Genomic DNA, 15,022 nt, shown 5'->3' on the forward strand with positions numbered 1-15,022 from the left:
GGCCAGACACCAGGAGGATCACCATGACCGCCACCCGCACCGAGACCGACAGCTTCGGTCCGCTTGAAGTTCCGGCCGACAAGTACTGGGGCGCGCAGACGCAGCGCTCCATTCAGAACTTCCCCATCGGCTGGGAAAAGCAGCCCGTCGCGATCATCCGCGCGCTCGGCGTCATCAAGAAGGCCTGCGCGCTGGTGAACAAGGCGCAGGGCGACATGGACGCCGAACTGGCCGATGCCATCGCCGCCGCCGCGACCGAGGTGATCGAAGGCCGCTTCGACGACAACTTCCCGCTGGTCGTCTGGCAGACCGGGTCGGGCACGCAGTCCAACATGAACGCGAACGAGGTCATCTCCAACCGCGCGATCGAAATGCTGGGCGGCGAGATGGGCTCCAAGAAGCCGGTCCACCCCAACGATCACTGCAACATGGGCCAGTCCTCCAACGACACCTTCCCGACGGCGATGCATGTCGCCATCGGCATGATGGCCCGCGACACGCTGATCCCGGGCCTTGAGAAGCTGCACGCCGCGCTGGTCGCGAAGTCCGAGGAATTCGCGGACATCATCAAGATCGGCCGCACCCACACGCAGGATGCCACCCCGCTAACGCTGGGGCAGGAATTCAGCGGTTATGCCAAGCAAGTGGAAAAGGGCATCGCGCGGGTGAAGGCCTGCCTGCCCGACATCTACGAACTGGCGCAGGGCGGCACCGCCGTCGGCACCGGGCTGAACACCCGCGTCGGCTGGGACAGCCGCGTCGCCGCCCAGATCGCCGAGATCACGGGCCTGCCCTTCGTGACCGCCCCCAACAAGTTCGAGGCGCTGGCCGCGCATGATGCGATGGTCATGTTCTCGGGCGCGCTGAAGACGGTCGCGGCCTCGCTCTTCAAGATCGCGAACGACCTGCGCCTGCTGGGTTCGGGCCCGCGTTCGGGCCTTGGCGAGCTGATCCTGCCGGAGAACGAGCCCGGCTCTTCGATCATGCCGGGCAAGGTGAACCCGACGCAAGCCGAAGCGCTGACCATGGTCTGCGCCCATGTCATGGGCAACGACGCCGCCGTGGGCTTCGCCGGCAGCCAAGGCCATTTCGAGCTGAACGTCTACAACCCGATGATGTCCTACAACGTGCTGCAATCGATGCAGCTCTTGGGCGATGCGGCGGGTTCGTTCACCGACAACATGGTGGTCGGCACGCAGGCGAACACCGCGCGGATCGACAAGCTGATGAAGGAATCGCTGATGCTGGTCACGGCGCTGGCACCCACGATCGGCTATGACAACGCGACCAAGGTGGCCAAGACCGCGCATAAGAACGGCACCACCCTGCGCGAGGAAGCGATCGCGCTCGGCCTCGTCGACGGCGAAACCTTCGACCGCGTTGTCCGCCCCGAGGACATGATCGGCCCGAAGGGCTGATGGGAAAGGTCGTCAGCCTCCGCGCCGCCCGCAAGGCGAAGGATCGCGCCGAACGGCGCGCGGAGGCGGACGCCAATGCCGCGAAGTTCGGCCGCACCAAGGCCGAACGCCACCGCCAGACGGCCGAGGCCGAAAAGGCCCGGCGCGATCTGGACGGGCATGAACGGTCCTGAAAAGCACTCGCTGACGCTGCACGGGCACCGCACCTCCGTCACGCTGGAGCCGGAGTTCTGGGCCGCCTTCCGCGCCATCGCGGGCGCCGAGGGCAAGGCGTTGAACCAGCTTGCCGCCGAGGTCGACGAGGGGCGCGGGACGGCGAACCTCGCCTCCGCGATCCGGGTCTTCGTGCTGCGCTGGTATCAGGCGCGGGGCTGACGCCGCTCCACCCGCAGAGGAATGCCGCCCGCCGCCCGCACCGTCAGATGCGCCACGGGCACCGGCACCTCATCCCCCGGCAGGAAACGGAAATGGCGCACCAGATGCGCCAGTAGCAGCACCCCTTCCATCATCGCGAACCCCGCCCCCGTGCAGACACGCGGCCCCGAGGAAAACGGCATGTAGCCGTCGCGGGCCGACGCCTTGCCCGCCTCGGTCTTCCAGCGGTCCGGATCGAAGGCGTCGGGCCTTTCCCACAGCCGTTCGTGGCGGTGCAGGTGCCAAGGCGACAGTACGATCTGCGCCCCCGGCGAAACGGCGCGGCCGCGCAGATCCTCGTCCCTAAGGTTCTCGCGAACCATCATCGGCACCGGCGGGTAGAGGCGCAGCGCCTCGCGGAAAACATCGCGGGTGAAGGGCAGACGGCGAAGGGCCGCGAAATCCGGCTTGAGATCGGCGGCCTCTTCGGCGATCCGTTCCTGCGCCTCGGGATGCGTCGCCAGCAGATAGAGCGCCCATGCCGCCGCCGAGGCCGATGTCTCATGCCCCGCCAGAAAGAAGATCGCGACCTGATCCACCATCTCCTCGGCCGAAAAGAGCGCGCCCGTCAGCGGATCGGGGGTGGTCATGATCTTGGTCGCCAGATCGTCCGGCGCCTGCCCTGCCGCGATCAGCGCCGCGCGCCGCCGCGTCAGATCGCCGATCAGGCGGCGGATGTCGCGGGCGGCGGCACGGGTGCGCCGGGAATGAAAGCGCGGCATCCAGCGCGGCAGGGCCACCAGCGCACCGATATTGGCGATGGGCTGCGCGCGCTGATAATCGCGGAAGCGGTGAAACACCTCTTGGGCCACCTCATCCTCGATCGGGAGGGAGAAGAGCGTGCGGAAGATCATATCCGCCGCCGCATGGCTGGTCAGGGCCTCCATCTCCACCGTGCCGACCGCCTGACGGGCCACCGCTGCCTCGCAGGCCGACCACATCGCGGGAAACACCTCGCGCAGGCGGCCCCCGGCAAAGGCCGGGTCGATGATCCGGCGCTGACGTTTCCACACCTCGCCATTCGTGACGAACACCGAATTGCCAAGAAGCGGTGCCAGCCCTTCGCGGATACGGTCCGATTTCGGGAAATCGTCGGGCCGCTCCTCCAGAACGCGGCGGATCAGCGGGGGGTCGTTGCACAGAAAGCTGCGAAAGAAGGGCGTCCGAAACTCCGCCATACGCGCGCGGTAGAGCTTCTGCGGCAGGGCAGACAGGAGATCGCGCCGGAACAGCCGCGCCAGCCGCAACAGCGAAACCGATCCGGGCCGAGCCTCGGGCTTTGGCGGGATCATGACATGCCCCGATGCGGCGACATCGCGGCCCGCCGCGCCTGCGGCGACGAGGCCCGCCCCGCGAAACGCTGGGCCAGCGTCATCGGCCCCGCCGTGATGGCGAAATAATCGTAGATGCCCGGCTGCTCGAACGCGTGGAGATATTGGAAATGCAGCTGGAAGAACCGCCAGCGCAGGGCGCGCCACCGCTCGGGCGCCATATGGCGCGAAAAGGCGGCGGACAGGATGCAGGGCCAGCGCTGATCCGCAGGGGCCACGCCCGACACCCCGACCGGATCGCACAGCGCGAAGGTGCAGGGATCGCCCGGCGCGGTGACGTCGATCCATGTCAGACGCGCCTCGCGCGACAGATCGTGCAGATCGCGCCGCAGCCGCCCGGCCTCGGGCAGGAAGGACACCATCGGCACGACATGGCCCAGCGTCAGCAGCCCCAGCGGCACCTGCGGCGCATCCCCCCGGCCCCGCAGCAGATCCGCAAGGATCGACACCCCCAGATGCGCCCCCGAGGAATGGCCGACCACTAGCACCTCGTCGACGCCGCTTTCCAAGGCCTCGGCGATCTTGGCGCGGAACTGATCGAGCCGTTCCTCCAGCTCGGGGGGATTGGCCCCCTGCCATGCCGCCGTGAAGGCGTAGTCATGCATCAGATAATAGGCGAGAAAGCGGTTGTCGTGGCGGCGGAACAGCCGCAGGATCCCCGCCAGCGCCAGCGCCCCCAGTGGCAGCGCGGCCCAGATCGGCAGCAGCCACAGCGCCAACACCATCGGCAGCAGCGCCACGAGAAGCTGCGCCAGAAGCACCGCCACCGGATACATCGCGGCCCGCAGCGGCGGCCGCGCCACGCCCCACAACGCCCGCAGCGCGCCCGAGCGGAGATAGATCCACGCCGTGCGCAGCATCTGCGCATAGGTCGCCCGCACCCCGCCCTGCATGGAGGTCTGCACGATGTCGGACCAGACCAGCACCTCCACCTCCGTCTCGGCGGCGCCGTCCATATCGGCCAGCACATGCCACTTCTGCCCCTGCGCGCGCACATGCAGCCCATAGCCGGAGATGCCCGCCTGACGCGCCCCTTCGCGGCGATAGATTTCGCGGTAACGGCGCGGCGGATAGGGGTCGTACCCCGGAATGTAGAAGACCCGGCGCCGGAAGGGCCCCGCCATCAGCCGAGCGATCCGAGCACTGGCACATTCTCCAGCAGGAAGAAGGAGAAGGCAGAGAAGGCACCCGTCACCAGCGCAAGGCCGACGCCGATCAAAAGAAGGCCCATCACCCGTTCGATCGTGCGCATCCACGGCTTCAGCCGGTTCAGCACGCCCACCGCCCGGTCGATAAAGAGCGCAGCCAGCAGGAAGGGCACACCCAGCCCCGCGGCATAGACCGCCAGCAGCGCGACGCCGCGGCCCACATTGCCCTCGGACGCCGCAAGCGACAGGATCGCGCCCAGTTGCGGGCCGATGCAGGGCGTCCAGCCGAAGGCGAAGGCCAGCCCCAGCACATAGGCCCCCATCGCCGAGCCGCCGCGATCCCCCGCATCCAGCCGCGTATCGCGGTCAAGGATGGAGATGCGGAAGAGGCCAAGGAAATGCAGGCCGAAGAGGATGACCACCGCGCCCGAGACGCGCATCATCACCCCTTGCCACTGAAGCAGCATCGCCCCGAGCGCCGAGGCCGCGAAGCCTAGAAACAAGAATACCGTGGAGAGGCCAAGCACGAAGAAGATCGCCGGAAGCAGCACATGGCGGCGCGCATCGGCGCGCATCTCGGTCATGCTGATCCCGCCCATATAGGCCAGATAGGGCGGCACGATGGGCAGGACGCAGGGGGACAGGAAGCTCAGCACCCCCGCCGCCAGCGCGATGGAGAGGGCCGAGAGAAGCCCCGCGTCCAGAAGATCGAAACCGGCCATGCTGCCCCCTTTCCGCACCTGCCTAGCATCTTGCCGGTTCGAGGCACAGCATCAAGCCGTCACAAAGCCGTTTGGCAAAGGAAAAGGGCGCCCGAAGGCGCCCTTTCGATTATCTGGCCCACCAGCCGCGACGGCGCGGCTTGCCATCGTCTTCGGCAGAAGCCTCCGATTCGGCGGGTTCGGGGGCCGGTGCCGGGGCCGCGGCCTTTTTCGCGGCCGGTTTCGCCGCAGGCTTGGCCGGCGCGGGCGCGGCCTCCTCGGTCGGGGCTTCGGCCTTCTTGCGGGTGCGGGTGCGCTTGGGCTTCGGCGCATCCTCGGCGGCGGCTTCGGCGGGCGCTTCCGCCGGGGCCTCGGCCTTCTTGCGCGTGCGGGTGCGCTTCGGCTTCGGCGCGTCTTCCGTCGCGGCCTCGTCGGCGGCCGGAGCGGCCTCTGCGGCTTCGACCGGCTTGCGCGCGGTCCGGCTGCGGGTGCGCTTGGGCTTCGGAGCTTCTTCGGTCGCGACCGGCGCATCCTCGGCCACGGCCGGTTCGGACGCAGGCTCGATCACTTCGGCAACCGCCGGTTCGGGCTGCGGCTCGACGGGCGCTTCGGCGATGTCGCGGGCAATGTCCTCGCCCCCGGCCGTATCCTCGTCGCTCGCGCTGTCGGTCTCGGTCTCGGCCGCATCGCCGGACGCACCGCCCCGACGACGACGACGACGACGGCGCTTCTTCTTCGGCGCATCGCCCTCTTCGGCGAAGGTTTCGACCGGCTCGGCGGCGGTATCGGCTTCGACCTCCACCTCTTCGGCCTCCTCGATCGGAAGATCCTCGTCCTCTTCGACGAAATCACCCATCAGCGAGGCATTGCCCGACACCACGAGCGGCGCTTCCGGCACGACGCGCATCGCCGTCTTGAACTTCTCCACCGTGTAATCGGGCGAGACGAGATGCGGATCGGCTTCCACCCGAACGGCCATGCCATAGCGGGCTTCGATCTGGGCGATATGCTCGCGCTTGGCGTTCATCAGGAAGTTGACGACGGCCACGGGGGCCTTCAGCAGCACTTCCTTGGACCGCTTGCGCGTGCCCTCTTCCTCCAGCTGGCGCAGGATCTGCAACGCGAGGCTGTCATCGGAGCGGATCAGACCCGTGCCGTGGCAATGCGCGCAGGGCTGCGTCGTGGATTCCAGCATGCCCGGATGCAGGCGCTGACGGCTCATCTCCAGAAGGCCGAAACCGGAGATGCGGCCCACCTGAATGCGGGCGCGGTCGGATTTCAGCTTTTCCTTCAGGCGCTTCTCGACGGCGGCGTTGTTGCGACGCTCTTCCATGTCGATGAAGTCGATCACGATCAGACCGGCAAGGTCGCGCAGACGCAGTTGACGGGCCACCTCTTCGGCGGCCTCGAGGTTGGTCTTGAGCGCCGTCTCCTCGATCGAGCCTTCCTTGGTGGCACGGCCGGAGTTCACATCGACCGCGACCAGCGCCTCGGTGACGCCGATCACGATGTAGCCGCCCGATTTCAGCTGCACCACCGGATTGAACATCCCGCCGAGATAGCTTTCCACCTGATAGCGCGCGAAAAGCGGCATCGTGTCGGTATAGCGGATGACCTGCCGGGCGTGGTTCGGCATGATCATGCGCATGAATTCCTTGGCGCTGCGGTAGCCCGCCTCACCCTCGACCAGCACCTCTTCGATGTCGCGGTTGAAGAGGTCGCGGATCGAACGCTTGATCAGATCGCCCTCTTCGTAGATCGGAGCAGGCGCAACGGATTTCAGCGTCAGCTCGCGGATCTGCTCCCACAGGCGCATGAGGTATTCGTAATCGCGGCGGATCTCCGGCTTGGTGCGCTTGGCACCGGCCGTGCGGATGATCAGGCCCGCGCCTTCCGGCACGTCCAACTCGCCCGCAATCTCTTTGAGTTTCTTGCGGTCGGCCGCTTGCGTGATCTTGCGCGAAATGCCGCCCCCGCGCGCGGTGTTCGGCATCAGCACGCAGTACCGGCCCGCCAGCGACAGGTACGTCGTCAGCGCCGCGCCCTTGTTGCCGCGCTCTTCCTTGACGACCTGCACCAGCATGATCTGGCGCACCTTCACGACTTCCTGAATCTTGTAGCGGCGCTGACGCGGCTTGCGCGGGGCGCTGATCTCTTCGGTCAGATCCTCGTCGGCGACCGATTCGATGTCGTCATCCTCGCCGGAGGTCTCGCCATCGGCACCGTCGGTCTCTTCCGGCTCGGTCTCGACGCGCTTGCGCTCCTCGTCCTCGCGGGCGGCGCGCTCCTCGGCTAGAAGCGCCTCGCGGTCGGCTGCGGGGATCTGGTAATAGTCCGGGTGGATCTCGGCGAAGGCGAGGAAGCCGTGACGGTTTCCACCGTAATCGACGAAGGCCGCCTGAAGCGACGGCTCGACCCGGGTTACTTTCGCCAGATAGATGTTGCCGGCGATCTGACGTTTGTTGACGGTCTCAAAGTCGAATTCCTCGACCTTGTTTCCGTCCACCACCACGACCCGGGTTTCTTCCGGGTGGGTGGCATCGATAAGCATTTTCTTCGACATTATCGTCCAATGCGCCCCGACAGGCGCCCCGTCCGGCTGGGCGGGCGTTCTGCGGGTGGCGGCTTGTAAGGGCCATGGCACGCGGAGGACAGGACATGACGCCTTCGCGCCACCTTGTACCTGTCATCACTCCTGCGCCCATCGCGGTTCTGTCCCGGGCGCGGCTGCGCCCTGTGCTATGCCCGCCTAAGCGGGGATTCCGGCGGCCTTGCGGCCTTGACGGCTGCCTGTACTGGCCTGACGGGCTTCCCCGGCGGTCCCTCACGGGCAGCGAAACTTGTGCTGCGCGGTCACAGACCTGCGCCCTGCGACCATAACGGCAGGTCTGTGGAAAACACAATGGCTGTTTTGCCGGCGTGCGGCGCGGATATCGGCATCCGCGCCGCGTGTTTCAGACGTAGTCGGCCCGTTGCAGGCTGTACTTCGCCATCTTCTCGTTCAGCGTGCGGCGCGGCAGGCACAGCTCTTCCATGACGGCCACGATCGAACCTTTGTGCCGCCGCATGGTGTTGTCGATCAGCATCCGTTCGAACGCCTCGACATAATCCTTCAGCGGCTTGCCTTCGGTCGTCAGCGCCGGGCCGGAGGCTTCGTTATCGGCCATCAGCAGCGACGCGATGGAGCCGGAGCCGCGGCGGTTCTGCAGCACCGCGCGTTCGGCGATGTTGACCAACTGGCGCACATTGCCCGGCCACGGGGCCTGCAGCAATTGGGCCGCCTCCTGCGCCGTCACCTGCGGCGCCTCGCAGCCGTATTCCTCGGCGAATTGTTCGGACATGCGGGTGAACATCGTCAGGATATCCTCGCCGCGCGTGCGCAGCGGCGGCAGAACGATCGTCATCGCGCCAAGGCGGTAGAACAGGTCCGACCGCAGCACATCCTCCAGCGTCTTGTCCGGGGCGTGCTGGTTGCAGATCGCGATGATCCGCGTTTCGGGCGGAACGCCCTGTTCGTTGATCAGCGTCAGCAGCCGCGACTGCAGCGGATGGCTCAGCGCCTCCACATCCTCGAGGCAGAGCGTGCCGCCCCGCGCCTCATCCACGAGGGGCAGCCCCCCCTCCTCCACCGGGCCGAACAGCTTGGCCTGAAGCTGATCCTCCGACCATGCCGCACAGGAGATGGAGACGAACTTCTTGCCCGCGCGCGGCCCCACGGCGTGCAGCGCATGGGCGACCAGCGTCTTGCCCGTGCCCGTTTCGCCGTCGATCAGCACATGGCTGTCGGCTTGACCCAGATCGAGGATGTCCTCGCGCAGCCGCTCCATCACCGCCGAACTGCCGATCAGCTTTTGCATGATCACGCCCGCATCCGACAATTCGCGGCGCAGCGCGCGGTTGTTCAGCGTCAGCCGCCGCGCCTGCGTCGCCTTCTTGGCCAGTTCGGTCATGCGGTCGGGGTTGAACGGCTTCTCGAGGAAGTCGAACGCGCCGAGGCGCATCGCCTCCACAGCCATGGGCACATCGCCATGGCCGGTGATCATGATGACCGGCAGACCCGAATCCAGCGACATGAACCGCTTCAAAAGCGCCATCCCGTCCATGCCCGGCATGCGGATGTCGCTGACCACGATGCCCGGATAATCCGGCCCGATCGCCTTCAACGCCTCTTCGGCCGAGCCATAGGTCTCGGTGTCGAACCCCGACAGCGCGAGCCACTGGCTGACCGACTGTCGCATGTCGGCCTCGTCGTCCACGATCGCGACCTTCATCTCCCGAGCCATTCAATCCTCACTCAGCTGCTTCTGACTTGTCCTGAAGTAGGGGCAGCTGCACCTCGAAAACAGCCCCGCCCCCTTCACCATTGGTGGCGGTGAGCCGTCCACCGAGGTCCTTCACGATCCCTGACGAGATCGCGAGACCCAATCCGACGCCCTCGCCCGGCTTCTTCGTCGTGTAGAACGGCTCGAACAGGCTGGAGAGATCGGCGATGCCCGGCCCGTTGTCATGCACCCGCAGGCTGACCGTGCGGCCTTCCTCGAGGGTGATGTTGATCTGGGGGGCCGATACGCCCTTGGTCGCGTCCAGCGCGTTGCGCAGCAGGTTGATGATCACCTGCTCCAGCCGCAGCCGGTCGGCCATGACCATGACGGGGCGGCGCGGGATCTGGCGGTTGATGCGCACCACCCGCACCTTCAACTGCGGCTCCATCATCGACAGCGCGCCGGACACGCAATGGCGCACATCCACCGGCTCGAACGCCTCGCCGCCCTTGCGGGCATAGGATTTGAGCTGCCGCGTGATCGCGCCCATGCGTTCGATCAGATCGTCGATCCGTTGGAACGAGGACATCGCCTCATCCGCGCGCTTGCGTTGCAGCAGAAGGCGCGCACCGGCGAGGTAGGTCTTCATCGCCGCCAGCGGCTGGTTCAATTCATGGCTGACGGCGGCCGACATCTCGCCCAGCGCGGCAAGCTTGGAGGACTGCGCCAGCGTCGCCTCGGCCGAGGCAAGGTCCTTCTGCGCCTTCTCCCGCTCGGCGATCTCGCGCTGGAGGCGCTGGTTCAGAAGCCGCAATTCCGCCGATTCGCGCTGGAACGACATACTCTGCGACCATGCCCGGCGCGACAGCATGTAGAAGGTCGCCGCCAAGAGGATGGCAAAGCCCATGATCTCCAGCGCGAGGATGGCGTTCACCCGCTCGCGCACGCTGTCATAGGCGGTGAAGGCGACGAGGCGCCAGCCGCGGAAGGGCACGCGCGCATCGGTGCGCAGCACCGCCTCGCCGCCCAGATAGGCGTCGGGCGGGTCCTGCGCCCAATCCGCCGTCAGCTGGAAGGCCCGGCGGATCGCCGAGGGCGCGTCCTGCACCGACAGCGCCTCGGCCATCTTCAGCCCGCGCCAGCGCGGCTCGGTCGACAGGACGACCACGCCTTCGCTGTCGGTCACCAGAACCGCATCCTGAAGGCCGGCCCAACTGCGTTCGTATTTCATCAGGTCCACGGCGACGGCTACGACGCCCATCACCTGATTGTCCTGCACCACCGCGCGGGAATAGGTGAAGTCGAAGGCCCCTTCGGCGCGCTGCGTGGCCGAGAACACCGTCTCCCGCGTGCGCATCGCGTCGATGAAGAACGGCTCGGCGCGGTAATTGGTGCCCAGAAGGTTGCGGTTCGTGGCCCCGACCACCCGCCCCTCCCGGTCCAGAAGCGAGATGGATGCCGCGCTGATCTCGGTCTGGAAGGAGATCAGCCGCTGCGAGGTGGAGGCGTATTCGTCCGACGCCAGCGCCCCGATCAGCGCCGCATCGCGCGACAGCAGCAGCGGCACGACCGAAGTGCGCTGCAATTCGTTCAGCATGTTGCCCGAATAGAGCGCAAGGCGCACCTCGGCGCGGTTGCGCGTCGTTTCGGTGGCCCGCTCGGTCATCCAGCGGTTGGTGACGAGGACGGTGGTGATGGCGATGACGGTCAGGACGGCGAGGATGATCCTCAGCCGCCAAGAGATGCCCGTGCGCGTCCCTTCATCTTCGTCCTGCTGATCGCGTTTCACCATGCGCGCAGGATATTCGCGGCCCACGGCGCCCTCAAGCGGGCTTCGATCAGGCAAGCGCCATTCTGCCCAGCAGGGCATCGAACAGCGGGCGGCCATCGGCGCTGCCGAGGGCGGAGTCCATCGCACGCTCGGGATGCGGCATCATGCCCAGCACCCGGCGGTTGGCCGACAGGATGCCCGCGATGTCCAGAACCGCGCCGTTGGGATTGTCGAGATAGGTGAACGCGATCCGATCCTCGGCCGACAGCGCGGCGAGCGTTTCGGGATCGGCGGTGTAGTTGCCATCGTGATGCGCGATCGGCACCGTGATCGAGGCCCCGGCGGCATAACCGCGGGTGAAGGCGCTGTCGGTGGTCTCCACCTTCAGATGCACTTGCTTGCAGATGTATTTCAGCCCCGCATTGCGCATCAGCGCGCCCGGCAGCAGGCCCGTTTCGGTCAGAACCTGAAAACCGTTGCAGATGCCGATGGCATAGCCGCCGCGTTCCACATGCCGCGCCAGCGCCGTGCTGATGGGCGAACGGGCCGCGATCGCGCCGCAGCGCAGATAGTCGCCGAACGAGAAACCGCCCGGCACACCCACCACATCCACACCGTCCGGCAGGTCCGTGTCCTTGTGCCAGACCGTCACGACCTCTGCCCCCGCATCGCGGAAGGCGACGGCCAGATCGCGGTCGCAGTTGGAACCCGGATAGGTGATGACGGCGGCTTTCATGGCGGGACCTCCTTGGGGATGCGCCCCCTTAGCGCAGAACCGCCCTCAAGGCCAGAGGCTTGACTTCGGCGCCCGTTGCGGCCATCTGCACCACAACCGACCGCCGCTGCCGCGTGAGCAGCCGACAAAGGCCCGGTCATTCAGGTTCCCACGATCACGCAGGGGTCCCGCGGCAATCCTGCCGACACCACCGCAACATCGGGGTATCCCACCATGACGACTTTTGCCGATCTCGGCCTCAGCGACAAGCTGCTGAAGGCTCTCGCCAACACCAAACTTTCGACGCCCACGCCGATTCAGGAACAAGCGATCCCGCACATCATGCGCGGCGCGGACCTGATGGGCCTTGCCCAGACGGGCACCGGCAAGACGGCCGCCTTCGGCCTGCCGCTGCTGCACCGCCTGCTGGAGCTTCACCACCCGGCCGGGCCGCGCAACGTGCGCGCTCTGATCCTTGCGCCGACGCGCGAACTGGTCAGCCAGATCTCCGACAACCTGACGGTCTTCACCAAGGGTACGCCGACCAAGGTCACGACCATCGTCGGCGGCGCTTCCATCAACCGGCAGGCCGAACGGCTGGCGCGCGGCACCGATGTGCTGGTGGCCACCCCCGGCCGTCTGATCGACCTTCTGGAACGCGGCGATGTGCGCCTCGACCAATGCGGCTATCTCGTCCTCGACGAGGCGGACCACATGCTGGATATGGGCTTCATCCATTCGCTGCGGAAGATCGCCAAGTTCATCCCGCTGAAGCGTCAGACGATGCTGTTCTCGGCCACCATGCCCAAGGACATCGAGGAGCTCGCCTCCACCTATCTACGCAACCCGGTGAAGGTGCAGGTCTCGCCCCCCGGCAAACCCGCCGACAAGGTGACGCAAGCCGTCCACTTCACGCCGCAGGGCGACAAGGCCAAAGTGCTCGAAGGCTATCTGAAGGAACATCCGGGCGAGCGTTCGATCGTCTTCGGCCGCACCAAGCACGGTTCGGAAAAGCTGATGAAGCTGCTGGTGACATGGGGCTTCAAGGCTGGCTCCATCCACGGCAACAAAAGCCAGAACCAGCGTGAGCGTACGTTGCAGGAGTTCCGCGACGGTACCGTCGAGGTGCTGGTCGCCACCGACGTCGCCGCGCGCGGCATCGACATTCCGGGCGTGAAGCATGTCTACAACTACGACATGCCGAACGTCCCGGAGAACTATGTCCACCGGATCGGCCGCACGGCGCGCGCCGGCACCGAAGGCCGCGCGATCGCCTTCTGCGCCCCGGCCGAGATGGGCGAGTTCCGCGATGTGGAAAAACTGCTGAAAAAGGCGATCCCGGTCATCGGCGGGGCCCCTTGGGCCGCAGATGCCGTGGCCGCGGCGCCCAAGCCTGGTCAGAACCGCGGCGGCCGCCCGCAGGGCAAACCGCGCAGCGCCGCAGGGGGCAAACCCTCGGCTGCGGGCAAACCCGCCGGCAAACCGCGCGCCGCCCGCCCGCAGGGCAAACCCGGCGGCAGCGCCGCGCCGCGCCGTTCGGCCCGCTGATCCGGCACCGCTGACCCGGCACGGGGGGGAGCCACTTCCCCCCTGCGCCCCCCTGCGCTAAGGGATGGGGCATGGCGAAGCTCTACTTCCACTACTCCACCATGAATGCGGGGAAATCGACGCTCCTGCTGCAGGCGGCGCATAACTACCGCGAACGCGGGATGCAGGTCATGACGCTGACCGCCGCGCTGGACGACCGTGCGGGCCGGGGCGTGATCGCCAGCCGCATCGGCATCGCCGAAGGGGCCGAGAGTTTCACCACCGACTGCGATTTGTACGACCGTGTCGTGGCGCAGGCCCATGCGGCCCCGCCCGCCTGCATCTTCCTCGACGAGGCCCAGTTCCTGACCGAGATGCAGGTCTGGCAACTGGCGCGCATCGCCGACGATCTGGGCATTCCCGTCATGTGCTATGGGCTGCGTGTCGATTTCCGGGGGCGGCTGTTTCCGGGATCTGCGGCCCTTCTGGCGCTGGCCGACGATCTGCGCGAAATCCGCACCATCTGCCATTGCGGGCGCAAGGCGACGATGGTCGTGCGGCTGGGGCCGGACGGGGCCGCGCTGCGCGAAGGGGCGCAGGTGCAGATCGGCGGCAACGAATCCTACGTCTCCTTGTGTCGGCGGCACTGGCGCGACGCCGTCGGAGATCCATCTGTTGACGCCAGCCACTGACCGGACGCGACGATGAAGCGACATGAGACGGCCCTGAAGAAATACGCGCGGCTCGAATGTCCGGGACTGTGGCAGCCGGGACCGGACCTGCCACGGCGCGAGGTGATCGTGTCGTTCCGCGCCGCCTCGCTGATCTTGTCCGATCCGGGCAGTGGGCAGGCGCTGGCGCATTGGTCCTTGCCCGCCGTGACGCGGCTGAACGGGCGCACGCGCCCGGCGCTCTTTTCCCCCGATGCCGCCGCCGAAGAGACGCTGGAGGTTGAGGACGATTACATGATCGCCGCGCTCGACACCGTGCGCGGCGCGTTGGAGGCCGCCCGCCCCCATCCCGGACGGCTGCGCAACTGGGTGCTGGCCGGCACGTTCGCCCTCGTGGTGGCGGGGGCGCTGACGCTGCCGGGGGCGCTGGTGTCGCACACGCTGGATGTGGTGCCCGACGCAACCCGCGTGCGCCTCGGTGAAATGGCACTGAGCGAGATGGTGCACCTGACCGGCACGCCCTGCGCCACCACGCTGGGCACGGCGGCGACGGAAAGCCTGTCGACGCGCATCTTCAACGCCGCCTCGATCCGGGTGCTGATCGTGCGCGACGGGCTGGATCATCCGGTGCATCTGCCCAACAGCCAGATCCTGATCCCGGCCCGCTATGTCGAAGATTTCGACAGCCCCGCGCCATTGGCCGGTGCCGCGCTGGTGGAACGTCTGCAAGCCGAGGCGGAGGACCCGCTGCGCCCCGTGCTGGAACATGCGGGGATACTGGCGACGCTGCGCCTGCTGACGACGGGCGATCTGCCGCCTCGTGCGCTGGACGGCTATGCCGAGGCGCTGGCCGCCGAGGACCCGCCGTCCCTGCCCGATGGGGTGCTGACGGCGGCCTTCACCGCCGCCGAACTGCCGCTGACGCCTTGGGCCCGCGCCGCCGCCCCCGCCCATGCCGAGGCGCTGATCGCTGCCGATCCGTGGCCCGAAGGCCCGCCGCGCGACATTCTGCCCGACAACGAATGGATCAGCCTCTCGGCCATCTGCCGGGGCTGATCCGCCGC

13 protein-coding genes are annotated in these 15,022 nt (G+C 67.3%); 6 read left to right on the plus strand and 7 right to left on the minus strand.

Annotated elements, in window-relative coordinates:
* Positions 1-23: 23 nt before the first annotated feature.
* From fumC to GR316_RS05965, 3 genes are read left to right on the plus strand one after another with little or no spacing between them, the layout of a single operon-like run.
* A complete protein-coding gene (fumC, locus tag GR316_RS05955) occupies positions 24-1,418 on the plus strand; it encodes a class II fumarate hydratase (protein ID WP_211783057.1) in 1,395 nt (464 codons plus the stop codon).
* On the plus strand, positions 1,418-1,591 hold the full coding sequence (locus GR316_RS05960) for a DUF4169 family protein (protein ID WP_211783058.1): 174 nt from the start codon (positions 1,418-1,420) through the stop codon (positions 1,589-1,591). The genes fumC and GR316_RS05960 overlap by 1 nt, the downstream gene beginning before the upstream one ends.
* Positions 1,578-1,793 (plus strand): ribbon-helix-helix domain-containing protein, encoded by a 216-nt coding sequence (locus tag GR316_RS05965; protein WP_211783059.1) that lies wholly within the window; start codon positions 1,578-1,580, stop codon positions 1,791-1,793. The genes GR316_RS05960 and GR316_RS05965 overlap by 14 nt, the downstream gene beginning before the upstream one ends.
* Here GR316_RS05965 and GR316_RS05970 read toward each other — a convergent pair.
* The 7 genes from GR316_RS05970 to purQ all read right to left on the minus strand — a co-directional run bounded on the left by GR316_RS05970 (position 1,778) and on the right by purQ (position 11,781).
* Positions 1,778-3,124, minus strand: a complete 1,347-nt coding sequence (locus GR316_RS05970; protein ID WP_211783060.1) for a cytochrome P450 — start codon at positions 3,122-3,124, stop codon at positions 1,778-1,780. The two genes, GR316_RS05965 and GR316_RS05970, sit on opposite strands and share 16 nt — an antisense overlap.
* Positions 3,121-4,287, minus strand: coding sequence for a hypothetical protein (locus GR316_RS05975; RefSeq protein WP_211783061.1), 1,167 nt, complete (start codon positions 4,285-4,287; stop codon positions 3,121-3,123). The genes GR316_RS05970 and GR316_RS05975 overlap by 4 nt, the downstream gene beginning before the upstream one ends.
* On the minus strand, positions 4,287-5,033 hold the full coding sequence (locus GR316_RS05980; RefSeq protein WP_211783062.1) for a cytochrome c biogenesis CcdA family protein: 747 nt from the start codon (positions 5,031-5,033) through the stop codon (positions 4,287-4,289). The genes GR316_RS05975 and GR316_RS05980 overlap by 1 nt, the downstream gene beginning before the upstream one ends.
* A 109-nt stretch (positions 5,034-5,142) precedes the next feature.
* A complete protein-coding gene (locus tag GR316_RS05985; RefSeq protein ID WP_211783063.1) occupies positions 5,143-7,575 on the minus strand; it encodes an Rne/Rng family ribonuclease in 2,433 nt (810 codons plus the stop codon).
* A 391-nt stretch (positions 7,576-7,966) separates the two neighbouring features.
* Positions 7,967-9,295 carry a sigma-54-dependent transcriptional regulator gene (locus tag GR316_RS05990; RefSeq protein ID WP_211783064.1) on the minus strand — a complete coding sequence of 443 codons (1,329 nt, stop codon included), beginning with the start codon at positions 9,293-9,295 and terminating at the stop codon, positions 7,967-7,969.
* Positions 9,296-9,302: 7 nt separating this feature from the next.
* The gene (locus GR316_RS05995) at positions 9,303-11,066 is read right to left on the minus strand and encodes a sensor histidine kinase (protein WP_211785123.1); all 1,764 of its coding nucleotides are present in this window, start codon (positions 11,064-11,066) and stop codon (positions 9,303-9,305) included.
* A gap of 46 nt (positions 11,067-11,112) precedes the next feature.
* A complete protein-coding gene (gene purQ, locus GR316_RS06000) occupies positions 11,113-11,781 on the minus strand; it encodes a phosphoribosylformylglycinamidine synthase subunit PurQ (RefSeq protein ID WP_211783065.1) in 669 nt (222 codons plus the stop codon).
* A 213-nt stretch (positions 11,782-11,994) separates the two neighbouring features.
* Between purQ and GR316_RS06005 the strand changes: the two genes are divergently transcribed.
* The 3 genes from GR316_RS06005 (at position 11,995) to GR316_RS06015 (ending at position 15,014) form a co-directional block, all read left to right on the plus strand.
* On the plus strand, positions 11,995-13,308 hold the full coding sequence (locus tag GR316_RS06005) for a DEAD/DEAH box helicase (RefSeq protein WP_211783066.1): 1,314 nt from the start codon (positions 11,995-11,997) through the stop codon (positions 13,306-13,308).
* A gap of 71 nt (positions 13,309-13,379) precedes the next feature.
* Positions 13,380-13,979 carry a thymidine kinase gene (locus tag GR316_RS06010; protein WP_211783067.1) on the plus strand — a complete coding sequence of 200 codons (600 nt, stop codon included), beginning with the start codon at positions 13,380-13,382 and terminating at the stop codon, positions 13,977-13,979.
* Between the two features lie 12 nt (positions 13,980-13,991).
* Positions 13,992-15,014 carry a hypothetical protein gene (locus GR316_RS06015; protein WP_211783068.1) on the plus strand — a complete coding sequence of 341 codons (1,023 nt, stop codon included), beginning with the start codon at positions 13,992-13,994 and terminating at the stop codon, positions 15,012-15,014.
* The last annotated feature ends 8 nt before the right edge of the window (positions 15,015-15,022 follow it).

This window comes from Falsirhodobacter algicola (genome assembly GCF_018279165.1).
In the GTDB taxonomy this organism is placed as follows: domain Bacteria; phylum Pseudomonadota; class Alphaproteobacteria; order Rhodobacterales; family Rhodobacteraceae; genus Falsirhodobacter; species Falsirhodobacter algicola.